The following is a 25,736-nucleotide window of genomic DNA, read 5'->3' as shown; positions in this document are numbered from 1 at the left end:
AATACTTCTCTTGTGGAGACCAGCACGAAGTCTTCATGAACGGACAGTGCAGAACCTTGCGTCTCTGCCGGACAGAGTACCCGCACGATCGGCATCTGTTCCCCGCCGACCAGCCGACCGCGTGGCAAAGATTGAGAGCGGCGAAGCTTGCGCTAACGGCCACATTTCTCCGGTATTTCAGCGATGCATTCCTCGAGACGCTTCAGGCGGCACTTCGCATTGCGAAGTTCATGTCCGGCTTCGAAACGCCGATGGCGCCCCTGAGGTGTAATCGCCACGAGATCGCGCTCCAGTTCGGCAATGCGCGCACGCAACCTGCCGAGCCTCTTCCTGACGCCAACGCATTTGTCCATCCACGCCGGCAAATCGGTCTTCCTGGCAGCACCCTAAAAGCTATGCAGATTATGCCACCGAGACGTAATTTCCGGCAAGCCCACGCTCTAAACATCCGCTAATGCAATCTAGAGAAAGCGTTCTTCGGGAAGAAGGCTGACGCTGCTTTAGCGAAAGCACTAGGAACCCTCGGATCTGACGCATCGCGTCGGCCGATTGCGGCAGCTCCAAAGCGCAGGGACAGGCCGTCAAGCGCCGGGCAGCGTGCCCTTCATCGACATTGCGAAGACATCGAGCAGGATGGCCAGCCCGACGCCGCACGCGGTCAGGATAAGGCCGGCCATGAAGATGCGGTTGGCGCGTTCGTAGATGGGTCGGCGCAACGAACTCATGTCGAGTAGCAGGGACAGCGCCCGCAACTGCAACGTGATGCCGACCAGGATCGGCACAACGGCGAACAGGTCGTAGAGCCGCCATGGCATGGGGTTCGCAGCCCAATGGGTGACGAAGCCGAGCGAAAAGGCAAGCAGAATGCCGACGACGGTGATTGTGCCGTTGCGAAAAATCGTCTCGATCAGCTCTTCCTTCGGATCGTGTTCGTCCAAGCGTCCCTCCTCTCACTCAGCAGTTGCAGGCCTTTGCACGGTCGACGTAGGCTCTCGGGAAATCCCTGTACATCGCCGCCAACTAGTCAAGGGCCGAGGACCGAAGCCGCGAGGCAAACGTTTTTGGTTTGCGCTGGCCTCATCACTTCCTCAGGCGCCATCGGCCTTTGCCGCGAAGTGAACGATGGAAGCGCCGCCTGCAACGGGTGCTGCGCTCAGAGCGGCAGGGTCAAGAGCGTCATTTCAGCTGGAGTGTCTACAATGAAATAAAAAAAGCTGAATGGCACTCTAGGTGTGCGATCAGCCCGCCGAAGGCGAGGACGCCCGAGGCCGCAAGCACGCAAGGGCGCGCCGTCGCCGACCAGATCCGGCCGAAGGTACCGAAGCTGGCGACAATCATGGACGACGCCGAGCCCGACGTGCTTGCCTACATGACTTTCCCCTAGGAGCACCGCGCCAAGCAGCACTCGACAACCCGATCGAACGCCTCAACGGCGAGATCAAGCGGCGCACCGAGGTCATCGGCGTCCTCCCAAGGTTGATGCCATCGTCCGCCTGGTCGGCGCGATCCTGCTCGAACAGAACGACGAATGGGCCGTGCAGCGCGCCAGATACATGACGCTGGAAACCATCAGCCAAATGAGCGATGATCCGCTCATCAGCCTGCCAGTCGTGGCACGCTGATCAGCCCGGCCCCATGCGGGAGAGCGCGGCGACGAAGCCGTCAGCTACACCTGTACGGGGCGATAATTGTCAAGCTTGATTCGTTTCCTCATCTCCTCGTTCGGCTGATTGGCGACCATGTGCTCGTGCCGACCTGGCTTCGAACTGGCCGCCGCCTGCAGTGACGGTCAAGGGTAGCTGCAGGCCATCGCGAAGCGACTTGTCCTTGACGGTCACGAGCACGGGCGCCGGCTTTGCCGGGTCAGGCGGAGCTCTTTCCGGTGAGGCCAAATGCCGACGACAGATTTCCGAGGCGAGCTCGCCGAGGCAGGCGCGAAGGTCGCGCGGCAGACTTGTATGCGGTAGATCGCAGTGGACTTGACCATGATGCAGGATGCGCATCGGTGGCGAAGCTCCGGGGCGGTGCGTCCCATTCCTACGTCGGCGGTCCGAACTGCGAGGTCGCCACTCCAGCCTCTCGCGCGATCGCCGACACTTTCGCGCCAGGCTTCAGCGTCGCCTCGATCAGCGTGCCTTCGCTTGCGCCGACCAGCGCCACAGACGCTGCGGGCTTGCCTCCGGTTCGGAACCGGCTCAAGAACATGGAAATTTCTATCATCAGACATAGGCGCAGATATAGAAATTGACACCGCAAGCTCCACGTTCCTTCAGTGTCATCATCTCTCGCCCATCATCTGATGCCGCGCCAGATGGATGGGCTCCGCGCTTACACTAGATCGATCAGGCGCCTACGGTTGCAGTCATTGTCGGATCTACGACGATGTCGGACATACACACAGCGCTACCAAAGTGATCGTATTGTTCTGAAAGATTTTCCTGGTTGGCACGACACATGCAGTCCTATGCGCAAACGCACTGCCGCGCCGCACCAACTGAGAAGACGTCATCCCATGATCACGCTCGCCGAGCATGCGGTCGCCGCAAACACTGAGCTTTCCCGGGCGGAAGGAAGCCTTTGCGCTTTCATTCTTCAGGTTGTACGGACATGACCGCGTTCGATTTCCGTCCAAGTCTGAATGCTCCCGACGATGATCCCTATCTTTGGCTTGAAGATATAGAAGGCGAACGGGCACTTGACTGGACCGCCAGCCAGTCGGCCAGGACACTGGGGCACTTCGGTGGAACGCAGTTCGATCGCGACCGTGAGGCCCTGACAGCGATCTTCGATCGTCCTGACAAGATGCCCATGATCATGCGCCGTGGTCAGTACCTCTACAATTTCTGGCAAGATGCCCGCAATCCGCGCGGACTGTGGCGCCGAACCACCCTTGCCGCCTACAAGAAGGCGGATCCTCAGTGGGAACTCCTGCTCGATCTGGACGCCGTCGCCACTAGCGACCGAGAGGACTGGGTCTGGGGCGGCGCGTCGATTGAGCCAGAGAGACGGGAAAGAGCCGTTCTACGCCTCTCGCGCGGGGGCAGCGATGCGGTCGTGCATCGCGAATTCGATCTGGGGTCCCTAAGCTTTGTCGCCGACGGTTTCAATCTCCCGGAAGCCAAGGGCGGCATTGAATGGCTCGACCCTGACACGCTTCTGCTTTCCAGCGCGCTTGGTGATGGCATGGCCACCCGCTCCGGCTACGCGCGCACCGTTCGGTTGTGGAAGCGTGGCGCGGATCCGCTCACCTCAGCGGTAATCTTCGAGGCCGATTCCGAATCCCTCGGCGTATCTGGTCATTTGGACCGCACCGCCGGGAGCGAGCGCCTTTGGTTCTTCGAGACGCCGGCCTTCTTCGAAATGATAGGTCATATCGGCGACAGGAGCGGTCCGAAGATGCGGATCGACCTTCCGCAGGACGCCCGATGGAATGGATTCGGCGACTGGCTGGCGGTAAGGCCGCGCAAGCCCTGGATCGTGGGAGGGACGACCCATGCCGCCGACGCGCTGATCGGCATCTCGCTTTCCTCCTTCCTCGCCGGCGAGCGCAGTTTTGCCGCCCTCTTTGAACCAGGCGACAGGCGCTCTCTGCAGTCATTCTTCTGGAATGACGGGAAGCTCATCATCTCCTGCCTCGTCAACCTCGTTCCGCGTTTCGAGATGTTCACCCCCGGCCGCCAGGAATGGACGCGCCGAGCCCTGGACACCGTGCCCGCCGAAGGGACTGTTCACCTCTGGTCGTTCGATGCGGAACGTCACGAGACCAATGGAGAGGTCCTCATTTCGGCTCAGGACCCGATCACGCCGCCGAAGCTTCTCCTATTAGACCTCAACGCCGCGGCGCCTTTCGGCGCTCCAGTAATCCTGAAGCGCAACCCGGAGAATTTCGACGCATCCAGGCTGGTGGTGACGCGCCACGAGGCAGTCTCGACCGATGGTGAGATGATCCCCTATACGCAGGTCGGTCCGGCGAATGGGAACGGGGATGCCCCGGTTCACCTCACCGCCTACGGCGGGTACGGCAAATCGGTCGTGCCCCACTACAACTCCTCGCTAGGCAAACTGTGGCTCGAACGCGGCGGCACGTGCGTGGTGGCGAACATCCGGGGCGGCGGCGAGTTCGGAACCCGTTGGCACGAGGCGGGGCGCAGGGCGGGCAAGCGTCTCGCCCATGACGATTTCGCCGCCGTTGCCGCCGACCTCGTGCGAAGAGGCATTACGCTGCCGAGGCGGATTGCCGCCCAGGGCGGCTCAAATGGCGGCCTTCTGATCGCCAATATGCTTACCCGCTATCCTGAACGTTTCGGTGCGCTGTTCTGCACAGTCCCGCTTATCGATATGCGCGGCTACACCAAGCTTTTGGCGGGCGCGAGCTGGATTGACGAATATGGCGATCCCGACAAGCCGGAGGAATGGATTTTCCTAAAGGAAATCTCCGCCTATCACGCCGCGACACCAGGACAGCCCTATCCGCCGATCCTGCTTGCCACCAGGAAGCGAGACGACCGCGTCCATCCGGGCCACGCGCGCAAGATGGGTGCAAAGCTGCAGGCTCTTGGCTATCCCGCCTACTTCTACGAGCCCGGCGCGGGCGGGCACGGCTACGGCAAGAACAATCGGGAGCGGGCCGCATTCATTGCCTTGGGCACCAATTTCCTTCGCAGTGCGATCGGCTGGCAAGTCGATATCAGATAGGTGACGGGGGGCAACACGAGCAACTTTTCAATAGTGAGTACAGATTTCTGATCGCGAGCACGGTGCAAATATGTGTGCACAGTTTCACGTAGATGCTCCGTTATCTCAAGCAATTCCAACAGGGTTTTTCATAGTGCAATCCATCATTTCTGAAGAGCAAGGAGAGAATATCATGGCGATAAAGCAAACGGGCGTGGCGCGGGGAGCAATAGTGGCCGTGGTCCTCATGGTGGTGGGACAGCAAGCCGTTGCGGCCGACCTTGTGCAAGCCACGAGCGTCCCGCAGGCAGGAGCCTCGGTCCCGGAACGGCCCAGCCCATGGCAGATCCGCCTGCGTGCGTTGAGGGTCGTCACTGAGGATTCGGGCTACGTCAATGCGGTGCCCGGCTCCGGTCTTTCCTATTCGGATACGGTAACGCCGGAATTCGATATCTCCTATTTCTTCACGGACAACATCGCCACCGAGCTTATCCTCGGCACCACCTATGCCAACATCGATGGCCAAGGAGCGATCGGCGCGCTGGGCAATGTCGGCAAGGTTTGGCTGCTGCCGCCCACGCTCACATTGCAGTATCATTTTACCAATTTCGGCGCATTCAAGCCCTATGTCGGTGCCGGCGTGAACTACACGATCTTTTATAACCAGGACGTCGGCAGTGCAGATGCTCTCCATGTTAAGAACACGTTCGGCACCGCGCTGCAGGTCGGGTTCGACTACATGGTGGATCAGCACTGGGGCGTCAACTTCGACGTGAAGAAGGTTTTCCTAAAGCCAGACTTCGACGTCACGGTCGACGGCGCGAAGCTGACGGGGAAGGCGGACCTCGATCCCTGGTTGATAGGCGCAGGTGTCACCTACCGCTTCTAACAATGAAAGGTGAAGGCGGCTGCTGATAGCCGATCGAAATGAAGGGCGCGCCTTGTGCGCCCTTTTTCCGTCGGCCCTGAACGGGCGACACCTGAAGAACCCGTTGTCGAGGGGCGGCCGCGCTCTCCAGCGGACCAAAAGGGTACCCCGTGATCAATGCGGGCTCGACCACGCCTGAAATCGAGGTGCTTAGATGCGCTTCGGACCAGGATGGCTGTTGGGTATTGTTGATGGAATGCCCGGCATCAGTCTCCCGGACGTCATGTCAGAGCTATGCGCCTGCGTAAGGCGAGCACGGAGCTCCTCGACGCCTACAAGATGCCTTGTTCAGCCATGCTGCGACAGCTGCTGTTCTTTGCTGCAGGGGCGGTGGCTTGCGCGCCGGAAGCATTACTCGGCAGGCCAAGGCTTTGCCTGCCCCATGGCTTGACCCAGGCACGGTGCCGCGCTCCAGCTCGGCAATGATGCGGTCGGTGATCTCCTGATAAAGGCTGGCGCCCGAGCGCCAGCCTCTATGCTGGCACAACGCTTGCTGTTTGCACGCATGTCTTACCCTCCGCTCACCAATCGCCGCGCCTTTCCCCGGAAGCGGGGTGGGCGGCGAGTCGCGACCGGAAAGGCCCGCCGTGGTAGGCGGACCGCATCCGAAGGACCGGAACGAAGAGGAGGACCCTGAGCGGCACGCGAAGGGTTGCGGGCTGCCGCGGCGGGTCTAGAAGGGAGTGCCGCCCGCCCCGCGCCACCGGGAAAGGCCAACAGACAAACCGCGCCGGCACTCTGGCCGGCGACCGTCAGCAGCCGACCTCCTGCCGCGGCAAGGGGCGAAGCCGAATGGCCGAGACCGACTGAGCTTGCCGAAGAAAAGCGGGCTCGGTTCACGAGCACCCGGTGCGCGCTGTAAGGCGCGCGGGCGCTCCTGTCAGCAGCATGAAAATGCCTGGAAACGTTCTGGCCGAGTCTCATCAACCGCGGTTCCGTCCCTCCTTCCAGATCTATTCAGAACGAGGGTTGAGTAGATCGGCCGGCTCGATTCCGAGCACTCTGGCGAGTTTTGCCACAGTATCAATACTCGCGGCATAGACCGAGCGCTCAAGTGCGCTGACATATGTTCGGTCGACGCCAGCTTCATGCGCCAGCGCTTCCTGGGACAGTTTCTTTTTTTGGCGGTGCCTACGCAGATTGCGGGCAAAGACCTCTCGGATTTCCATGCACGAGAAGCCACCCTCTTGTCGAGGATTTCACCACGGAGTATTCTCTACAAATATCAAAGGCAACAAAGGGGAGCGGCTGCACGGCATCATTTTCGCGAGGGCAAATCCGCTGAGCCGTGAAATCAAGGACGTATCGTGAAGTTTGACAGCCAAACAAAGCGCAAGGCCATCTACAGGTCACGAGAGCGACGCATTTGTGCCAGAAGCTCGCAAGGATCGATATCAAGAGCCTCGGTAACTCGAGAAACTCAATTACGTCCAGCCGACGTTCACCACCCGTACTTGGCCACGAAGGATTGTGGGCGGCCCCAGATCAGCAACCTGGGTCTGGGTGACCCCTTTGGTTTTGCGCGCCGCAACCGGCCGTTTTAGCAGCCGGCGCCGCCGAGCTGATCGAAGGGAATTCGGCATCAGACGAACCGGCCAAGAAGGAACCGGGTCCTAGAATAATCCCAGTTCCGGGTTATCCTATTTTAGGATATCATGTCATCAAAGATCTGCGCGGACGCGGGACAGGTCTTACGGCGAGAGATGAAATGGAAGACAGATTGCTCAAACCTGCTGTTGCCGACGACGTCCCATGGGCGGAGAGCCTGACCGCTTACGACGATGAACACTTTACGATTTATTTGAAGCTCTTAGACGCATGCGCCGGCAATGCCAGCGAAGAACAGATGGCGCAGGCGATATTGGGAATCGATCCAGTGCAAGAGCCAACGCGCGCCCAAAGGGCGGTTCGCAGCCATCTCGCGCGCGCCCACTGGCTGGTGGTGGCGGGGTACAAAGAGCTGTTCTCTGGCCAAAAGGCCTGATGGTGACAGTCGTTATAGAAGAAAACGCTTATAACCACCGTCCATCAGCCAGCGCCCGCGTCTGACTGCACGGCGGACGCTGTCGCGAAGATGGTCACCGGAGTCGGCCCAGTCCTGCTCGACGCGGGCTCTGCCGAAGAGGGCAAGGCCGATTTCGCGGTGTGGTGCGCCAGCGATGGAGCCGTCGAGCGCACGCAAGATGCGGCGCAACCGCGAGCACCGGGGCTCGGTTGGAAAGAATCCTGGTTGCAGCCTGCCGGTCCAACAGAGGCTGTTCAGACATTCCAACGCGTTCAGGCGTTGCTTCAGTTCCTCTGGCGACCAGAGGACGGAGGATGTCAATCGCACAGCATCGAGGATGCTGACGCCTGAGGCAGCCAGCTGCAAGCTCCTGCCACTGTCCTCGACAAGGACGTGCTGTTGCCCATCCCGCGTGACGAGTATGGAGATGCGGCAGGAGTGCGCGGCGAGATCGAGCACGTCGACCCCGCGCGGCCGCGCCGCCATTTCGGCAGCAACCGGTAAAACATGCGGACATTTCCAGGGACACCAAAAGACGCTCGCATCAGTTCCTTTCGAGCTTGCAAAACAGAAGGCCCCACCGCGAGAGATCAACAGTGTTCGACGGCAGGCTGACAATATCCACGGACCGGGCGTTCGTGCGTTCGGCACCGAGCAGCGCGTTCGCCAGATCCTTTTGGAAGTCCGGATTGCGCCTGAGGAATTCCCAGCCCAGCCTCGGCTGGTCAGCCGCTCGACATAGCCATAGTCACCATCATCTTGCCTGTCCGGCCAGGCAGGGCCAAGTCTCGTCTCGTTCATTGCGCCATTTCCGAGGAAGATTGGATCCCGAAGCTCAGGCGATCTTCATGACCGGCGCCCACAGCACCGGTCCTTTGAAGCCGCCATTGCGATGGAGGGCTTGCAAGCTCTCGCTAGAGACGTTGAGATGTCCGGCAACGGCGCGCGTGTTGCCGATTGTCTGCGGATCGGACAACCGTTCGAGTGGCCAGCCAGCGCTACGCAGGATCCGCTCTACACGCAGATCCGTCACTGTGACGATGCTGCGCAGACCGCGTGACAAATCAAACTCGACCATCCCGGCAAACAGCTCGTAGGTGCCAATTGCGATGCCCGCCTGTTTGGGCGCGGAAGGCGGCAGATCAAGCGCAAAACGGCTGCTTTCCCAAACACGCGGATCTTCCGGCGCTGGACGGTCGGCAAGGAGAGCGAAGAAGCTATCGCGCAGCATCGTCGGTCCTGTAGTCGGCAACAGGCGCACGCAGCCGTCGATGCGTGCGTCGGGCGCACGCAGCAATAGGTAGTGGGGACGAAGCGCGTCGAACGGATCGATCTCATAGCCGCCGCTGAACGAAACGTTCCAATCAAGTCGATCCCTGAAAACGCGATACCGCAAGCGGTGCATCTGCTCGAGTTCGTCGCCGAACTCAGCGTAACAATCCGGCATGATCAACTGCATCATGATGGCCTTCTCCCTCGCATGGATAACACCTGCGATTGAAGGCAAAGGCCGGAGTTGATACAACGTGTGTATGTGCCCAGGTTTCGGAGATCAGGTGAAGAGAGATGGCCGAGACAGTGCAAGCCGAACAGCTGCCTGAATAGCCGTCTTCACGTCAAGCTTCTTCCTGGCGTTATCCCGATGATAGGCCGCGGTGCGCGGACTGATCCCAAGGATGCGGCCGATCTCCCACGCCGTCTTGCCACGAGCCGCCCACTTCAGACATTCCATTTCCCTTCGCGAGAGGGCAACGCCAGCCACGGTCCTGCCGTCGGCCAGCTTGCGACAGGCATGAAGATGGAAGAAGACCGCGATGAGCTGCAGCACGCGATCATATCGATCAATCAGGCGAAAGAACGGTGGTCGCCTTTCATCGGAGGCGAAGGTCAGTGCTGCAAAAGTACCGGTGCTGTCATGGATCGGGATCGTGAAGCCGCAGTGAATGCCAAATTGCGTCGCCTCATCCATCAGTTGTCGCTGCTGCGTCGATAGTTCGAGATCAGCACCGTGCGCATCCCAGTTGAACGGTTCCTGACCACCACGCGCCTGATGGATCACCGGGTCAATCTTTTCATATCGACTGTGAAGGTAGTGAGATGTCCAGGATTGAGGGTAGGTGGAAATCAGACGCACCTTGCGGCCCTTTCCAGGCGAAGGGAAAAGATAGGCAAAAGACGGCAAATCGAGCGAAGAGGCAATCTCCCCCAGAGCGTTGCGCAGGTCCGTCGCGTCAGCGCTGTCTGCGATCTGCTCTACAAATCTATGAAAAGCGTCTTGCATAGCTAAACTGAGTGAGTTCTGGCCCCCTCCAGGAGCCAAGACGGGCCGGCCAATGCGCAGCCATTCTGGGTTGAAGGCCCGGCCGGAGACTGAGCTCCGTGCCGGGCCGTGCGCCTTGGGAGGGCGATACGTGCTCCGACGGCGCTGTTATCGACGTCGAGTCCTCATTCCAGCGTCATCTGTTAGCAGGTGACAGTGGTCCTCTTGGGTTTGCACTTCATTGCGGTCGGGGTGTCTTTTTGCGTGCTGTTGAGACTGCTCCATGAAGAGCTCAGCCTCACGGTAGATTGCGGCCTGTGGTCTGTGAGAGTGTCACCTCTACATTCTTGCAGCAGCTCAGGTGAGCCGTCGTCGGACGCGAAGGCGGCACTGTGTTTTTCGAGATTGGCGTCGCATTTCAGCATCGGCTCGCACAGCCTCCATGCAAGTTGCCTTCAAAGCGAAGCGGATTGTTGCGCCTCCTGCTCATGAGGCCACAGGGCTGCCGCACGTGAATATCCCGGCCGATCCGAGTTGAAGGCGTCATCTCACGCCAGATCATAACGCGCCTTCCGCCTTCAGCGCGCGATAAGTCGTATCGACTGATTTCGCAGTCGCATCGACGATGATGTCGATCTCTTTTCGGGTAATGATCAGAGGTGGGGCAAAGCCGAGGATATCCCCATGCGGCATGGCGCGGCCTATGACACCATTTTCAAACAGAGCAGCGGCGACCCGCACGCCGACCTGAAGTCCGGGTTCAAATGGCACCCGGCCCTTCGGATCCCGCATCAGCTCCACGGCGGATAGAATGCCGATGCCGCGAACCTCGCCGACAATGGGATGTCCTTCCAGTTCGGCTTTCATGCGGGCTGGCCAATAGGGTCCGACGTCGCGAACATGTTCCAGGACGTTTCTTTCCTTTAGCAATTTAATGTTGGCAAGCGCCGCGGCAGCGCAAAGCGTGTGACCGGAATATGTCCAGCCATGGCCGAGTGGGCCGTGCTTTTCCGTTCCTTGTTCCAAGACGGACCAGACGCGGTCGCCGATAATTGACCCGGAGATGGGCAAGTAGGCTGAACTCAAGCCCTTGGCGATGGTTACGAAATCGGGGCGCATGCAATAGAGGTGGGATCCGAATTTCTCACCGGTCCGCGCGAAGCCGCAGACCACTTCATCGGCGATAAGAAGGATATCGTACTTGTCAAGCACCCCTTGAATCGCAGTCCAGTACCCCTTAGGGGGCGGAACGATGCCGCCGGTTCCAAGTACCGGCTCTCCAATGAAGGCTGCAATGGTCTCTGGGCCTTCAGCGAGGATAAGGGCTTCAAGTTCGTTGGCACAGCGCCTGGAGAACGCCTCCTCATTTTCGCCGTCGCGCGCCTGGCGATAGTAGTGTGGCGTCGTCGTATGGCGCACCAAATCCAAAGGCAGGTCGAAGAAATCGTGAAAAAAGGGAAGCCCTGTCAGGCTTCCGGTGACCAGCCCGGACCCGTGATATCCGCGATGCCGCGAGATGATCTTCTTCTTTTCGGGGCGCCCGAGAATGTTGTTGTAGTACCAGACCAGCTTGATGTTGGTTTCGTTGGCGTCGGAGCCGGAAAGGCCGAAGTAAACCCGTCGCATGTCCTGTCCGAAATATTCGACCACGGCCTCTGCCAAGAGGGCGACTGGCTCGGTGCCTTGGCTCGCATAGACATGGGCAAACGGCAACTCGTGCGCTTGCCGCGCGATAGCCTCCGCAATCTCCGTGCATCCATATCCCATATTGACGCAATAGAGCCCGCCGAAACCGTCGAGACTTTTCCGACCCTCCGTATCCCAGATGTAGACGCCTTCTGCGCTGGCCATGATCCGGTTTGGCGTCTCGCCGCGGCTGTGCTTGGCCAAGTGTGTAGACGGATGAAAGACGAAGCTTCGGTCCTTCTCCCGCAGCTGCTCAGTCCCCAAATTGCTCAAGCTCATAGTCCTCTCCTCGGGAGCGGTGTACAGAAGACACTCACGCAGCCGCCTATTGAAAACAAGCATACTCGCAAACACCTCTCGAGTTTCGCGGGAATGCACGTGTTTAGCCGACGAATTCACGGAATCGGCCTCGAACGCAGTGAAAAACCATAATTTCGGGTCTCGGAGGTAGCCCCTGCCTTGATGCCGACAAAGGGATCGATGCAGGCGCGCCGCCGTGCTCTTTCGCCGGCGGATAAAGCCCAGGGAATCTTGTTTCGAGATTGCACTGCCCGAGGGCTGCCATCCCAGATTCCAGCAGAATCTCCACTATGCGTTCTTCGTGTCACACAAGCTGATGCGCACGTCGTGGCAGCACGCATTGGGCTGATCAGGATTACCACCGTACTCTCAAAACCGATCGGCGGCGTTACGGTTATGAAGGTTATGAAGGCGTTCAGATCGCTGAGTGTCGCGGCAGGGTCCGAATGCTCGAGAAGGCCGCCCGGGGTCTCCTCATCGATTGCGAACGCCCTCCTCGCATCACATCGGGTCCACGATCCCAGGACGTGCTCTAGATTCTTCTTTCGTATGGATCTGGACGGGCTCGCCAAGGCTCGACACCAGTATCCCCACACCAGTAGACTCTTCCGTCTCTAAGCCAGAAGTGGCTCATGCACCCTTTGTTTCTCCAGACAGAGGGATGCAAAGTCGGCCTCGCGTCTTGGCTTAGTTCGATACGCCACCTGGGGTTATGCGGCGGATGCATCGGTAACGAAACGACCTCGCCACAGCCACAGGGACACCTAAAGAGCGACCAGTATGGCCGCCCTTTGTGCACGACCGTGATGAATTGTCCTGGCGTGACGCTGTCATTCGGAGGTGTTTTTTCGACCACTTCATTCCGAGCGAAAAATATACCCGGAAGTCGCTCCTCAAAAGAAGTCCTGTTGGATGCTTTTGGAGTACGTGGACCGAGGATGATTTCCTCCAGCCGCCACACGAGCCTTAGCAGCCAAGACCACATACGAATTAACTCGGCTTACCTAGTGACGGCATATCGAGCCGATAGCCATCCTCGGGCTTGAGCAATAAGCCATTCGGACCGCAGCAAAAGCATTCGGCCTTGTCCTTTGGCATATTGCTGTGAATTGCCATATGCACGAAGTCGTACCATATATTATCGCGGCTAATGTCGCTAGGAAGCCGTCGGTAGGGGCGCACCAGATCAAACAATGTCGCTACGGCCATATCGGCAGTCGCACTGGTGAATGGACCTACGCCGGGAGCCCGCTCGCCGCCCCCGACTAGATAGAACTCCGTCCGAAGCGTTTCTGGATCCAGCTCCCCGAGCTCCGGACGTTCCTTTAGCGCACTCTCGTAACTGAGCTTTTCCTCGGTGACGACGCCTTGGCATCTCAAGCACGCACCAAATTCGGGAAGAACTGTGCTAACCCGGCCTCTATGGTCACGCAGATAAGGCAGATGCTCCTGGTCGAAATCAATCTTGCCGGTGAGTCCGCAGTCGATAAGGCCCTGGCAGTAGTAGTACACTGCCTGATTGAGGACCTCCCTTCCAGCAACATCGTCAGTGCAGCCGAACACTAGGTCAGCGCTGGAGATTGCATCTATCGCTTCTGGAGACTCGTTCACATATGCCGGGATCGCAGCGACAGCTACCGATAGACCTAGGTCTCGTATGTATCGGGCCAACGTGGCTGCTTTACTCTCGCCGATATCGCAACTGCGATATCCGCGGACGCGATTGAGATTGCTCTCTTCGAGTAAATCCCCATCGATAATGATGAGTTCGCCAACGCCGGCGCGGGCGGCGAGTGTGGCGACCGACGATCCCGTTCCACCACCTCCGACGATTGCGATGCGCAACGATCTGAGCTTCTCGTTGAAAGGCTTGCCAAAGGCAGCATCCTGGCGCCGCAGCACTTCCGATGAAGTGGCACCATCTGCCTTGCCGAGATGAACTGCCAAGTCAGTCCCGAGCACACAGACATGCCGGACATCAGTCACGCCCTCAGGGGTCGCACCCGACCGAACTTTCGCACGCCACTGCCCGTCAGCCAAAACCATCGCGATAAGTGACACGTCACGGCCGTTGCAGCCAGCGTATCCCCTCAGAATGCTTTGTTCGTTCAGACCATCCTTCGTCGAGAAATCCAAAACCCCTGTTGGATGACTGTGGGCGAACCCCAACTCGAGCCGCTCCCGCTCGCAACGAACGTAGATATCCTGAAACCTGCGCAGATTAATGCGCAAGTGAACCGGGGAGCTCTCTAGTATCCAGTCACCATCCATCTCAATCACGTCAACCGCCACAAAACGCGTTGACTGCGACAGTCCCGCTACGGTCCTTTCCATTTTGCGGAAGAGAACCAGTGCGCCGCGCTCGTGACCGTCAGGGTGTCCCGTCAACCAACTCTTAAGCCTGCTGTCGAGAGAACCGGTAATAGCAATGCGAGGTCCGCTCATGAACGCCTCGCGTCAGGGTATCTAAACGCCCACGAAATCCGATCCATAATCGTTTGGACGTTGTCGACTTTTGCTTTCCAAGGATTTCCATTCCAGTGCGTAGACCAGCGGCAAAACACCACACCTGCGTGAGTACGTGAATCCTCATTGGGACCAGGCCCGCCAGTGTTTGGTATCAACCCACCGTCAGCCCTATACAATCGCGGGTCTACCCAGAACATGTCACCCCCCGAGATATTGTAGTTCTGCGGAATGACATACAATACATCGACCGCATCCGCGGGCTTTTCGTCTGCCACATAAACGCCTTTCGGCAGCGGAAAGTTTTTGAATATAAGAAACCGGGCACCCTCTTGTTCTTCAAAATCGAGACCGGCTTTTTTAAGTATCTCGTAGTCAGAATTGAACAACAGTGGCATTATGATTCCCGGCTTCGGAGCTTGCATCCTGAGCGTAAAACTTTTCGATCCCCCGCTGTCGCAGATCGATTGGGTCATCCGCCCCAACCAGCCGACCGGGCTGGCCAGCTACTTTCATATACAAGTCCATGCTATCTGGAATGCCAGGACCAAGGCCTCGCACTTCGGCGCCGGTTATGAACTGATTGCTCCATTCGTAACTCTCGTTTTCGATTTTGAATTTGTACTTCTCGTGCGCAGCCATAAGCTTTCATCCGTGTTTCGCAGTTTCTCGGTTACCAGTTGCTCGAGCGCATCGTTGCTTTCGCACGATAAATTGAAGGAGCACACCCGGCCGACCCGCTCGTTCTACCGCAAATGCCTCTCAGATTTCGCGGGAATGTACGTCTTTGGCCAATAGATTCTCGGAATTGGCGCCGATCACCGTGGAATCAGCGCTTCAAGCGTTTATCTCTGTTTTATGGAGGACAAGGGAATTGGCGAATTGGATTTCACTGGTTTCGTGACGACAAGGCTGTAGTATTGCTCGATCCCCAAACCGGCCTGTAGCAGTCCCTCCATGAAATCTTGATACGCAGCCATGGAAGGCGATGAAACGCGCATCAGATAGTCGATCCGCCCCCCGATAGCCCAGCAGTCGAGGATTTCCGGAATCTCTTGGATCGCGGTCTCGAAGTGTCGTTGATCCTCGAGACGATGGCGGTCCAAAACCACCTCCACCATTACAGAGATGATGCCCCCGATGAGGGCTGGACTGAGGCGCGCGTAGAACCCCTCAATCACGCCTGCGGCTTCGAGCACACGGAGCCGCTCCGAACAGGCTGAAGCTGAAAGGTGAACACGCTTTGCGAGCTCGCTTTTCGAAATCCGACCATCTGATTGGATTTCCGAGAGAATCCTCAGATCCCAACCATCTAGTTGCACGGGGCCGGATTTCGACTTCATGATCTTGCTCTCAAACGGGGGTCGAAAAGGGCAATTGGTGCCCAGCAATTTTATCATCAATTGAAGCGAGCGAATGTAGTGGACATATCTGTCTTCGGCCCGAAACGCGTCCGTGTGAGGTTGTCGAATGTCAGGTGACCAAGCAGAAGGGATGCAGAACAGTTGGGCTTTGCCTTCCCCTACCCGGGTCCGGTGTTGACCTGATTGGCAAGCTAGACAGCACCGAGCGTTGATCGCATGGCCGGCAGGTCGATGCAGTCTTTACACTCAGCGTTTGGCATCGAGAGCGACTTGAAAGCCTTCCTATCTGGCTCGCCGAGGAGCTGAACCACAAATGGCCGCTGGTGTTACCGATACGGCCCAAAATCCGAGACGGGACTCTGGTCGGATCGCGCAGCCGGCGGACTCAAACCCCGATGCTGCGTGCGATGCTATCGGCCGCCATGCGCTTTCGCCACTCGAGAGGCCCGGAATTGTGAATGGAGTTTCCCTCAACATCGACAGCCATGATGACCGGCATGTCCTGCACCTCGAATTCATAGATGGCTTCCATGCCCAGGTCTTCAAAGGCAACGATCCGCGCCGCCTTGATCGATTTTGAAATCAGGTACGCAGCGCCACCCACTGCGATGAGATAGGGCGTTCTGTGACTGACAATCGACTCGATGGCCGCCGGGCCCCTCTCTGCTTTGCCGACCATCGCGTATAGCCCAGTCTCGGCGAGTATCTTTTCAGTAAAACCGTCCATACGGCTGGAGGTTGTCGGGCCAGCCGGCCCGACGACCTCATCTCTTACCGCGCGGACCGGTCCGACGTAGTAGATTACGCGTCCCCGCAGATCGACCGGGAGCGGCTTGCCGGCATCGATCAGATCGATCATTCGCTGGTGAGCGGCGTCACGGCCCGTCAGCATCTTTCCGGACAGAAGAAGGGTTTCTCCGCAGCGCCAGGATGCCGTGTCTTCCTTCGTGAGCGCATCGAGATTTATCCGCCGGACGTCGGTTGTGTGCAAATCCTCATGACCGATCCGGGGCCATTCGGAAAAGTCAGGTGGCTCGAGCTGGATGGGTCCCGAGCCGTTCAAGGTGAACTTCAGGTGTCGGTTGGCCGCACATTGCGGAATGAGCGCGACGGGCTTCGACGCGGCATGTGTAGGATAGGTAGCAACCTTCACGTCCACGACCGTGGTCAGCCCGCCTAGGCCCTGAGCACCGATGCCTAGCGCATTAATTCTTTCATAAAGTTCGATCCGCAGCGCCTCCTCCGCGTTTGACGGCCCCCTGGCGATCAGTTCCGACATATCGATGGGCTCGTTCATGGCCTCCTTCGCCAGCAGCATCGCCTTTTCAGCGCTGCCACCGATGCCGACCGAGATCAGGCCGGGCGGACACCATCCGCTTCCCAGCGTCGAAACGGTGTCGACTACCCAGTCGGCAACGGACGCACTGGGGTTCAGGGTGGTGAAACGTGCCTTGTTTTCCGATCCGCCCCCTTTTGCGGCGATGGTGATCTCAATCTGGTTACCTTGCACAAGGTCGACGTGGACGACTGCTGGTGTGTTGTCCCGCGTGTTCACCCGCCCGGCAAGCGGATTCGAGACGATCGATGGTCGAAGGGGATTGTCCGGGTCGAGATATGCCTGGCGGACGCCCTCATTGACGAGGTCAGCGAAACTGGCCGTTGATTTGATGCGGACGCCCATGCCGACCTTGGCGAAAACCACCACGAGGCCGGTGTCTTGGCAGATCGGGCGCCGTCCGAAGGCCGCCATGCGAGAGTTCAGCAGTATCTGCCCGATGGCGTTCTTCGCCGCCGGGCTCTCTTCGCGAGTGTATGTCTGCGAAAGGTACCGGATATAGTCCGGGGGATGGTAGTATGAAATGTATTGAAGAGCGTCGGCGACGCTCTTTGTAATATCCTTGCCGGCGATGGTCCGTCTTGTCTTATTCACGAAATCTCATCCGAATGAACCGAACCCGTTGACCAGTTTCAGGCTTTGGAAGCTCCGCACCCCCTGCTCGCCTCCTTCATATCCATACCCGCTCTGTTTAACGCCTCCATACGGCGCATCTGCTGAAACCCCTTTAAGATAATTCACACTTAGTGCGCCGGCCGAAAGACCGCCGATCAGCGCCCGTTTTGAATCGTCAGCACCGGTGAAGAAGTAGGCGGCCAAGCCATACTCAGTGGCGTTGGCTTCTTCGATCGCCTCCTCGATCGTGTCGAAAGGTGCTACGGTGAGTATCGGCCCGAACGGCTCGTCATGAAGCACTCTGGCGTCCTTTGGCACGCCTGTCAGGATCGTTGGCGGCCAGTAAAAACCCGGTTGGTCGAGGCGGGTGCCACCGGTTTCGACGGTGGCGCCGCGATCGACCGCATCCTTGATCAGACGCTGCATGGCCTCGATTCGCCGCACGTTTGCCATTGGCCCCATCTCCGTCGCAGGGTCGTCCGGCGGACCGATTTTGATCTGGCGGGCGCCTTCCGTCATCAGTGATAGGAATTCCTCATAGAGAGGCCGCGCGACGAGGATCCTGCTCGGCGCATTGCAACTCTGGCCAGCGCACTCGAACTTGTATTCCGAAATTGCCGGTATAGCTTTTGCGAGGTCGGCATCCTCGCATACAACAACCGGGGAGTGCCCACCGAGTTCGAGGATGCACCGCTGCAAGTTATTCGCGGCGAGCTTGGCGAGCTGTTTTCCAACCTCGGTGGACCCCGTGAACGTTAGGACCTTCACGATCGGCGAGCTGAGGAGATGGCGGGATATTTGCACCGGCACGCCAAAGACGAGATTGACCGCGCCGTCCGGAATACCAGCTTGGCGTAACGCTTCGACGATGTGAACTGCAGCGCTCGGTGTCTCTTCCGCCCCTTTAAGGATCACCGGACAGCCTGCCGCCAAAGCGGGCGCAAGTTTGCGGGCGATGAGAACGGCGGGATAGTTCCAAGGCGTAAAGGCAGCAACGACGCCAAGGGCCTCTGGGACGATCATTCGGTTCGGGCCCATCGGAATAGAGGCCGACAGCTCTTCGGCGTGGGTGCCGTTCCATTCCAGTGTTTCGACAGCGCGCGCGTATTCACCTGTCGCTTCGGCGATCGTCTTTCCCTGTTCGGTCGACAAATCCTTCGCTGCGTCTCCCACCTTCGCTGCCAGAATCCTGGCGGCTGCTAGGAGAATCTCGCCACGATCTTTTGCAGGCAGTGAGGACCAGGCCTTGCGGCTGCGCTCTGCCGAAGCGAGCGCCTCATCCAAATCCGGTATCGTCGCCGAGGCCACCGAGGCAAATACCATCTCCGTCGCCGGATTGATTACCGGCAGAGTGGCTCCGCTACCACCGGCTCGCCATCTGCCATTGATGAAAAGCTCATAGCTCGTGGCGTTGGACATCCCATGCTCCGCTTGAGTATTTCTGCCAATGCGAGACTAGCCGATCTCCGACCATGGGCTCACTTCTCTGCAGTCTCATCGCGATGGTCACGCCGGGTCAAATATGGAATGTCGCCCAAAACCATCTCGAATCCAGATTGATGGCTGGCTCGGGCCCGCCGTGGAAGCGTGATAGCACTGGGACTCGGTTTGACGGATATGCCTAAGCCCGGTCCGGCGCCGTGGCCGGCCACTGCCCGCTCTCGATTAATATCCTGGTGACATTGCGGATCAGCTTGCGGACAGCAGAGACAGCGGGAGATTGCTCATCTTTGGGGTTGACGGCAAGCACAACGGAGCGGCTAATCACCGGATCAATGATTTTTACCGTTCGGACCTGTCCCTGAGAGGCTTCCCTCTGAATGGCCGACGGGGCAAGGATAGAATACGCTTTTCCTTCCATGACCATGTTAATGATCGTAGAAAGGGAGTCGACTTCGAATCTGACGTCAAGCATACAACCGTGCTGCACAACGACATCAGCCACCGAACGCCTGACATTGTTGTTGCGCATGGGAACCGCTAGTGGGAACGCATGCAGGTCGGCGAGCGGTATCTCGTCTTCGAAAGGCGGTTCACCCGGCGGCACCACCAGGTAAAATTCTTCACGTGCCAGCACCGTCATCCGCCCAGCGCTCTCGGCAGTGCGGTAGAGGACAGCTAGATTGAAGCGGCCGGCAGCCATCCACTCTTCCAGCGGTCCCGTCATGCCCTCGATCATCTTAAGGGAGATCCTTGGCAGCTCGTTTCTTACCGATTCAAGCAGCGGACCGCTAAGGACACGCGCGGCCCCGGACGGGATGCCAATGGTCACCTCTCCGGAAGGAGAAGCCACCGTGTTGGTCAGTTCCATCTCGGTGAGTCGAATTTCCCTGAGAATCGTCCGCGCCCGCTCAAGCAGTTTGGTTCCAGAGGCGGTCACACTGATGCCGGTCCTCTCGCGTACCAGCAGCTGAGTGCCGAAGCCTTCCTCCAGTTGACGCACATGGAGGCTAAGGGCGCTCTGAGCGACATGCAGGAGCGAAGCGGCCTTCGTGAAACTGCCGGCTTCCACTACGCCGACAAAGTATTTTAACTGCCTGATATCCACGGCTTAACCCAACTGAGGCAACTCCCCCAGTCCTTTGCGTTTATCTCGAAACGAGATGGGCCGCAAGTAATACTTGCTGGCGCACAGCAGGGAAAGGTTCCCGGTCGGACCATTGACCGGAATTAGGTCAGTTGCTACCGGCGAGGGTCAGGATTTCGTGGGCGCGCCGCACCACAGGCGGATCAACCATCCGACCATCCAACGAGAACGCAGACAGTCCGCGGGCGGCGGCATCGTTCTCCGCTGCAACAACAGCGCGGGCCCACTCGACTTCCTGTGCACTTGGAGAGAAAGCCTCGTTGAAAATGGCCACCTGTGTCGGATGGATCGCCAAGGCTCCGGCAAAGCCAAGCCGCCGCGCATGCGCCGCGGTTTCACGAAGCTTATTGTTGTCCGAGAACTCGCTGATGCTTCCTATGAAGCCCAGCGGGAGCAACCCGGCCGCACGAGCAGCAAAAAGAACTGCAAGGTTCGGCGTCAACAGAAGGTCAAACTCCGGGGCGCCGCCAACAGCGGCACTGAAGTCTTCAGGACCAAGCGCCATTGCGACCATCCTTGGATGCGCCGACGCAATGGCGGCAAGCCTTTGCAAGGCGCCCGGCGTCTCGATCTGGGCAAGGAACCGGATGCGTCCCAGCGGAAGACTTCTTTCTCGTTCAAGGTCCGAAACCGCATGCGCGATCTCCAATACCCACTCTCCCGAATCCGTCTTCGGAAGAACAAGCGCGTCAACCCCAGCGATCACGGCTGCATCGAGATCGGCCGCCAAGGCGCGCAAACCACGATTGACGCGAACCAAAACGGATGCACCCTTGCGGGCCACCTTTGTCACGGATTCAGGAAGCTGCCGCCGCGCCTCGGTCTTCTGATCCTGGGGAACGGAATCCTCCAGGTCGAGAATGAAGCCATCTGCACCTCGCTCATGGGCCGTCTCGACAAAGCGCGGAATGTGGGCGGGAACGAAGAGCAGCGATCTCCAGCGTGGTACAGAGATCGCGCCTTCAACGGCCGGAGCGATATCCTTGATCATAGGAACTCTGCGGTTGATTTTAGCCAGGGTGGCGGCAGTGGGCTTGCTGGGTGTCCTATGCGATTAGGTGACCGAAGTATGCGCGGTCCGTGTAAATCGCGAGAGCACCAAACCTTACCGACAACGCTCGCGCTCACGCAGACGCGGCTCGCGCGCGCAAACGCCCCAGGATTTCCTCGCGGACAATCTCGGTGTGAGCGCCTAGAGCCGGAACGGGGCGCAGTGAGGGGGTCTCGGAGTTGAAAATCGCCGCCGGCGCTATCGTCTCGACCGTTCCTTCGGGTGTTCCAACCTCAACCCTGCGAATGTGTGGATGGTTTGAAACATCCCCCACTTCGTTCAGTCGGCCGTATGCCAAACCGGCGGCCTCAAGCTCCCGCATCGCTTCATGGCAGGACAGTTCACAAAAGCGCCTCTCAATGACCTCATCAAGCTGTGCACGGTGACCGAGGCGCTCCATGTTATCGGCAAAACCAGGTGCGCGTGTAAGCTCCGGCTGCTTCAGGAATTTCCCGCAGAAGTTTACCCATTCGCGGTCATTTTGAACCGAAAAGATGAGCTCTTTGCCGTCAGCGCAACGATAGGCGCCATAGGGTACCAGCGACGGGTGTTTCACCCCGGCGCGCACGGTGTGATAGCCGCTGTAGTCGCTTTGCAGCACCGGTACGTTCATCCAGTCGGCGATGGCATCGAACAGTGACACCTGGATGCGGGTGCCTTCGCCGGTGACCTCGCGGTGATAGAGGGCCTGAAGAATGGCGCTATGCGCTGTCATGCCCGCCGAGATGTCACACACTGAGACCCCTACACGCGCGGGCCCTTGTTGGTTGCCGGTGATTGCGCATAGGCCGGTTTCGGCCTGGACGATGAGATCATAAGCCTTCAAATGGGAATACGGCCCTTTGTCGCCGAAACCCGAGATGTCGCAGGCGATCAGCCGCGGAAACCGTCGGCGCAGATCAGCAGACCCGAAGCCCAGTTTTTCGATACTGCCCGGCTTCAGATTCTGGATAAAGACGTCGGCATCGGCAATGAGCGTGTCGAGGACTTCGCGGTCCGCCTCCAACCTCAGGTCTAGACACACCGACTCTTTACCCCGATTGAGCCAGACGAAGTAAGCGCTCTGCCCTCGAACCAACTTGTCGTAGTTTCGGGCAAAGTCCCCTTCCGGCCGTTCGATCTTGATTACCCGGGCGCCGGAGTCAGCAAGACGAGACGATGCATAGGGCGCGGCGACGGCCTGTTCCACGGCTACGACAGTGATCCCCTCAAGAGAGTTCTGCATGCGACACCGTGCTTTTCATCCAAGGTTTTCGTTTTGAGTCCGACGACGGTTCAGCGTCGCTAGCAACCGATTTTGTTCGTTCCCAACAATTGAGAATGCCTCGTCGACACCCATTCCGGGCTTTGCGAGCATCATATCGGCCTGGGTCGCTACCGAAACGTGGACTGAAACCTGGGCGGAGAGATCCGTCTCGGTACAGCTTCCCCCGACATACGCCCCTACCTTGTTCGCCTTGCAGATGAGAACTGCGCGCGCCGTATCGGCGATTGAGCCGACATCGGGGGTCTTGATTTGGACGAGATGGGCGGAGTTCGATTCGGCAAAGAGCCGGATATCCTCAAGCGTATTGCACCTCTCGTCTACGACAATGCGGGCATTGGAGCTCCGGGTGTCCAAAATCGATACGATCTCGGCGTAGTTCTCAATTTGAGCTTGTGTAGAACCAAAATCCGCCGGGGACTCGATGTTGAGCGTGAAATCCCGGACGGTATCTGCAACCTTGCAGATAAAGTCGGCAATCCCTTGCGGCTCCAGGCCGATTTCCTGGCCGATCCAGCCATACACATCGAAATGCAGCACCGGATGATACCCCGGGCGGCCGATTTCGCGCGTACGCGTTGCAACCCACTTCACGAACTCCATGAAGGTCTGGCCGCCGACGCCGAATTTTTGCCGCGAGTTGATCAGGCCGTGGGGAAGAACATCCACGGACCTCAGAATCATCTTGTCGACATTAACTTCCCGAGCATCACCGCTTTGGCAGTAGATCGGGACCTTGCGCGTCGGCAGCGGTAAAGCAAATTCTGCGCATACAACCTCTGCCATTGTGGCATGCTGGAGGTAGGCCGCAGCTCGAAGCAGCGCCTGACTGACGCCGTACTCAAGCGCAAGGGGTAGCCGCTCTTGTTCGAATGGCTCGAAAACCTTCGCGCAGGCGTCAAGGTAGCGAGACGTATCGACATCGAGAAGCCGGGGCACCACAACACGCGACGTCAAATCCGTGATTTGAGCAGTTTCAAACAAAGGATCGCGTCCGGCGGCACCAGAATACTGAACGCTCATCATGTCGCCCCAAACCACGGTGTCGTCGGCAAGGACAAGCCCGATACTAAGCGAAGATGCTGGAATCCGAATCGAATTGAACCCGGGCGTTTTTGGTTCGCCGAGGTAGATGAAGCCGTCCTGCGAGGCACCGGACCTGATGGCAGCCTGGTCGTCATAGAAAAATGCACCGCTGCCAGGCGCGAGGAGGACGTCGTTGATCTGCAATTGCTTCGCTCGATTGTTGTCGGATAGCGTTGAGGGGCTGCGTAGCGGGGTCCGCCGCCAGCCCAGTATGTGCACTTTGTGTTGCGTTCACCAATATAATGTTCCGGATGGTGTCATCGCATTTTCAGATGGCTGGCACCTTGCCTCGCTGCTGGGGAACGGGCGGCGCGAAGTCTACGGCTTGACGAAGAGCTGGCGTGGCAAAAGTTAATAATCCTCGCAACTTCCTTCGCACACGCGAAGTGTCTCGTTCCTCGCACACGCGAAGTGTCTCGCTGACGATGTAACCGCTACGGTAGACCACATTTGCAATAAGGTGAAAGGTCATATTCGGCTAGATGTTTAGTCCCGGCATTTGCTGGAGCGGATTTAGCCTGAAGCGTTCGGGTTGAGTGATTCACGCCTTGCAGATGAACTCGTAGGATGTGAGGCCCTTGAGGGTCTTGAGCCTGCGGGCGAAGTTGTATGCCGTCACGAAGTCGCAGAGGTGGCTGCGAAGCTGGTTGTGGCTCTCGTAGTAGAAGCGCTTGACGGTTGCCTCTTTGATGGTCCGGTTCATGCGTTCGACCTGACCGTTATCCGGTATGTGATCTGTGGTGCCTTTTCGTCCTGCTGTTCTTGTTTTGGAACGGCCTTATGGTGAGCCCATCCGGGACGTGGGGCACCGGGAGCACGAAGGTGCAGGCAGGCCGTCAATAGGACCGTGGGCTGAGAGCCCGAGCTCGTTACATGGCCGCCCCTCGCGACTTTCCCGGATGCGCTGCGAGCGCGGATCAGTAGATGTCGTGTGCCCCGCCAGCTCCCCGTCTTTGACCGAGCCAAGAAGGAGGAACGGGCATGCGCATCATCGGACTGGATATCCATCGCGCCTTCGCCGAGGCGGTAGCTTGGGAGGACGGCAGGCTCAGGCGGCTGGGTGTGTCGACATGCGGCGCGATCTGCTGGATGCCTTCGCCGCAAAGCTGTCGTTGGATGATGTCGTGGTGATCGAGGCGACGGGCAACGCGTCCTCGGCCTTGTCGCGCCGCATGTGAAGAAAGTGGTGATCGCAAACCCCAAGCAGGTGCGCATCATCGCCTATGCCAAGATCAAGACGGACACGATCGATGCCAGCGGCTTCCTGCCGGAAGTCTGGATTCGGGATGAGCCGACGCAGGCTCTGCGTCGACAGGTGACACGGCGCAATCAGATTGTCCGGCAGAGGTCTCGATTGAAGAACGTCATCCAGTCGATCCTTCATAGCCACCTGATCCCGTCCTGCCCGCATGCCGACCTGTGCGGCACTAAGGGCCGGTCATGGTTGAGCGAGCAGGTCGTGCCGCAGGACGAGCGCCTCGCGATCGATCGGCATCTGCGCGAGTTCGACCGATTGGGCGAAGACCTCCAGGTCATCGAACGCGATCTTGCCCGCTCGGCTCTCGCGGATGAAGGCGTGAAGCGGCTGATGACCATTCCCGGCGTCGACATGACCGTCGCGCTGGCGATGAAGGCGGCGATCGGCGACGTGTCGCGCTTCGACGATCCACAGAAGCTCGTGAGCTATCTCGGGTTGAACCCTGGGTTGAACCCAAACGTCCGACAGTCCGGGCCAGGTCCGGCCTACCATGGGCGGATCACCAAGCAGGGCCGTGGTCATGCGCGCGGCATGCTCGTCGAGGGGGCCTGGGCGGCCGCTCGTGCTCCCGGACCGTTGCGAGCCTTCTTCCTGCGTGTGCGAGCCCGGCGCGGGCAGCATGTCGCGGCCGTGGCAACCGCACGCAAACTCTCTGTCGTGATCTGGCATCTGTTGATGAAGGGCGAGAGTTAGACCCTCCCTGCATGCCAAGAAGCTGCGCGATGTGGAACTCAAGGCCGGGAGCAAGGCCGTGGGGGGGGGGGGGGGGGGGGGGGGGCGCGGCGCCCCCACCCCACCCCCGCCCGGAACGGCTGTTATGAAATCGAGCGCCCCAGCACCGGGGCGAGCGGGGCGG

General features: G+C 58.9%; 23 protein-coding genes and 3 pseudogenes. 6 read left to right on the top strand and 20 right to left on the bottom strand.

What is annotated here, in order from left to right:
• Positions 1-35: 35 nt before the first annotated feature.
• Complete coding sequence (locus NKI49_RS28065; protein ID WP_352606684.1) at positions 36-455, top strand: hypothetical protein; 420 nt, start codon at positions 36-38, stop codon at positions 453-455.
• Positions 456-581: 126 nt separating this feature from the next.
• On the opposite strand, the gene NKI49_RS28060 is transcribed toward NKI49_RS28065, so the two are convergent.
• A complete protein-coding gene (locus NKI49_RS28060; protein WP_023736366.1) occupies positions 582-938 on the bottom strand; it encodes a hypothetical protein in 357 nt (118 codons plus the stop codon).
• Between the two features lie 326 nt (positions 939-1,264).
• Here NKI49_RS28060 and NKI49_RS28055 point away from each other — a divergent pair.
• Positions 1,265-1,622: pseudogene (locus tag NKI49_RS28055) on the top strand (transposase); the annotation flags it as partial.
• Positions 1,623-2,037: 415 nt separating this feature from the next.
• Here the strand turns inward: NKI49_RS28055 and NKI49_RS28050 are convergent.
• Complete coding sequence (locus NKI49_RS28050) at positions 2,038-2,205, bottom strand: hypothetical protein (RefSeq protein ID WP_352606686.1); 168 nt, start codon at positions 2,203-2,205, stop codon at positions 2,038-2,040.
• Positions 2,206-2,607: 402 nt separating this feature from the next.
• On the opposite strand from NKI49_RS28050, the gene NKI49_RS28045 reads away from it, so the two are divergent.
• Both NKI49_RS28045 and NKI49_RS28040 read left to right on the top strand, forming a co-directional pair.
• Positions 2,608-4,695 carry a prolyl oligopeptidase family serine peptidase gene (locus NKI49_RS28045; RefSeq protein ID WP_352606688.1) on the top strand — a complete coding sequence of 696 codons (2,088 nt, stop codon included), beginning with the start codon at positions 2,608-2,610 and terminating at the stop codon, positions 4,693-4,695.
• A 172-nt stretch (positions 4,696-4,867) separates the two neighbouring features.
• Positions 4,868-5,563 carry an OmpW/AlkL family protein gene (locus NKI49_RS28040; protein WP_352606690.1) on the top strand — a complete coding sequence of 232 codons (696 nt, stop codon included), beginning with the start codon at positions 4,868-4,870 and terminating at the stop codon, positions 5,561-5,563.
• A gap of 992 nt (positions 5,564-6,555) precedes the next feature.
• On the opposite strand, the gene NKI49_RS28035 is transcribed toward NKI49_RS28040, so the two are convergent.
• Positions 6,556-6,771 carry a helix-turn-helix domain-containing protein gene (locus NKI49_RS28035; RefSeq protein ID WP_352606692.1) on the bottom strand — a complete coding sequence of 72 codons (216 nt, stop codon included), beginning with the start codon at positions 6,769-6,771 and terminating at the stop codon, positions 6,556-6,558.
• A gap of 539 nt (positions 6,772-7,310) precedes the next feature.
• Between NKI49_RS28035 and NKI49_RS28030 the strand changes: the two genes are divergently transcribed.
• Positions 7,311-7,586, top strand: coding sequence for a DNA -binding domain-containing protein (locus tag NKI49_RS28030; protein WP_352606693.1), 276 nt, complete (start codon positions 7,311-7,313; stop codon positions 7,584-7,586).
• Positions 7,587-7,598: 12 nt separating this feature from the next.
• Here the strand turns inward: NKI49_RS28030 and NKI49_RS28025 are convergent, their stop codons facing one another.
• From NKI49_RS28025 to NKI49_RS27945, 17 genes and pseudogenes are all read right to left on the bottom strand, one after another.
• Complete coding sequence (locus NKI49_RS28025) at positions 7,599-8,093, bottom strand: DUF2285 domain-containing protein (protein WP_352606695.1); 495 nt, start codon at positions 8,091-8,093, stop codon at positions 7,599-7,601.
• 58 nt (positions 8,094-8,151) lie between these two features.
• Positions 8,152-8,322: a transcriptional regulator domain-containing protein gene (locus tag NKI49_RS28020; protein ID WP_352606724.1), complete on the bottom strand. Its 171-nt coding sequence runs from the start codon at positions 8,320-8,322 to the stop codon at positions 8,152-8,154.
• Positions 8,323-8,442: 120 nt separating this feature from the next.
• A complete protein-coding gene (locus NKI49_RS28015) occupies positions 8,443-9,069 on the bottom strand; it encodes an acyl-homoserine-lactone synthase (RefSeq protein ID WP_352606697.1) in 627 nt (208 codons plus the stop codon).
• 90 nt (positions 9,070-9,159) lie between these two features.
• On the bottom strand, positions 9,160-9,888 hold the full coding sequence (locus tag NKI49_RS28010) for a LuxR family transcriptional regulator (protein ID WP_352606699.1): 729 nt from the start codon (positions 9,886-9,888) through the stop codon (positions 9,160-9,162).
• A gap of 537 nt (positions 9,889-10,425) precedes the next feature.
• Positions 10,426-11,832 (bottom strand): aminotransferase, encoded by a 1,407-nt coding sequence (locus NKI49_RS28005; RefSeq protein WP_352606701.1) that lies wholly within the window; start codon positions 11,830-11,832, stop codon positions 10,426-10,428.
• Between the two features lie 553 nt (positions 11,833-12,385).
• Positions 12,386-12,838 (bottom strand): ubiquitination-like system serine protease family protein, encoded by a 453-nt coding sequence (locus NKI49_RS28000; protein ID WP_352606703.1) that lies wholly within the window; start codon positions 12,836-12,838, stop codon positions 12,386-12,388.
• 5 nt (positions 12,839-12,843) lie between these two features.
• Positions 12,844-14,298: a HesA/MoeB/ThiF family protein gene (locus NKI49_RS27995; RefSeq protein WP_352606704.1), complete on the bottom strand. Its 1,455-nt coding sequence runs from the start codon at positions 14,296-14,298 to the stop codon at positions 12,844-12,846.
• Positions 14,295-14,717 (bottom strand): E2/UBC family protein, encoded by a 423-nt coding sequence (locus NKI49_RS27990; protein WP_352606706.1) that lies wholly within the window; start codon positions 14,715-14,717, stop codon positions 14,295-14,297. The genes NKI49_RS27995 and NKI49_RS27990 overlap by 4 nt, the downstream gene beginning before the upstream one ends.
• Positions 14,695-14,961 carry a multiubiquitin domain-containing protein gene (locus tag NKI49_RS27985; RefSeq protein ID WP_352606708.1) on the bottom strand — a complete coding sequence of 89 codons (267 nt, stop codon included), beginning with the start codon at positions 14,959-14,961 and terminating at the stop codon, positions 14,695-14,697. The genes NKI49_RS27990 and NKI49_RS27985 overlap by 23 nt, the downstream gene beginning before the upstream one ends.
• Positions 14,962-15,164: 203 nt before the next feature.
• The gene (locus NKI49_RS27980) at positions 15,165-15,662 is read right to left on the bottom strand and encodes an Lrp/AsnC family transcriptional regulator (protein WP_352606710.1); all 498 of its coding nucleotides are present in this window, start codon (positions 15,660-15,662) and stop codon (positions 15,165-15,167) included.
• A gap of 406 nt (positions 15,663-16,068) precedes the next feature.
• Positions 16,069-17,613, bottom strand: a complete 1,545-nt coding sequence (locus tag NKI49_RS27975) for a fumarate hydratase (protein WP_352606712.1) — start codon at positions 17,611-17,613, stop codon at positions 16,069-16,071.
• Positions 17,614-17,619: 6 nt separating this feature from the next.
• Entirely contained in the window at positions 17,620-19,053 is a 1,434-nt protein-coding gene (locus tag NKI49_RS27970) for an aldehyde dehydrogenase family protein (protein ID WP_352606714.1), read from the bottom strand.
• A 202-nt stretch (positions 19,054-19,255) separates the two neighbouring features.
• Positions 19,256-20,182, bottom strand: a complete 927-nt coding sequence (locus NKI49_RS27965; RefSeq protein ID WP_352606716.1) for a LysR family transcriptional regulator — start codon at positions 20,180-20,182, stop codon at positions 19,256-19,258.
• Between the two features lie 127 nt (positions 20,183-20,309).
• The gene (locus NKI49_RS27960) at positions 20,310-21,212 is read right to left on the bottom strand and encodes an HpcH/HpaI aldolase/citrate lyase family protein (RefSeq protein ID WP_352606718.1); all 903 of its coding nucleotides are present in this window, start codon (positions 21,210-21,212) and stop codon (positions 20,310-20,312) included.
• 133 nt (positions 21,213-21,345) lie between these two features.
• Entirely contained in the window at positions 21,346-22,497 is a 1,152-nt protein-coding gene (locus NKI49_RS27955; RefSeq protein ID WP_352606720.1) for a CaiB/BaiF CoA transferase family protein, read from the bottom strand.
• 15 nt (positions 22,498-22,512) lie between these two features.
• Entirely contained in the window at positions 22,513-23,766 is a 1,254-nt protein-coding gene (locus NKI49_RS27950; protein WP_352606722.1) for a methylaspartate ammonia-lyase, read from the bottom strand.
• A 334-nt stretch (positions 23,767-24,100) separates the two neighbouring features.
• Positions 24,101-24,343, bottom strand: a pseudogene (locus NKI49_RS27945) (integrase core domain-containing protein); the annotation flags it as partial.
• 260 nt (positions 24,344-24,603) lie between these two features.
• Here NKI49_RS27945 and NKI49_RS27940 point away from each other — a divergent pair.
• Positions 24,604-25,649, top strand: a pseudogene (locus NKI49_RS27940) (IS110 family RNA-guided transposase); the annotation flags it as partial.
• Positions 25,650-25,736: the final 87 nt, after the last annotated feature.

The sequence above is a fragment of the Mesorhizobium sp. M0587 genome, assembly GCF_040320945.1.
Classification (GTDB): Bacteria; Pseudomonadota; Alphaproteobacteria; order Rhizobiales; family Rhizobiaceae; genus Mesorhizobium.
The sequence above is the reverse complement of the archived record's forward strand: the minus strand, read 5'-3'. Positions and strand labels throughout refer to the sequence as shown.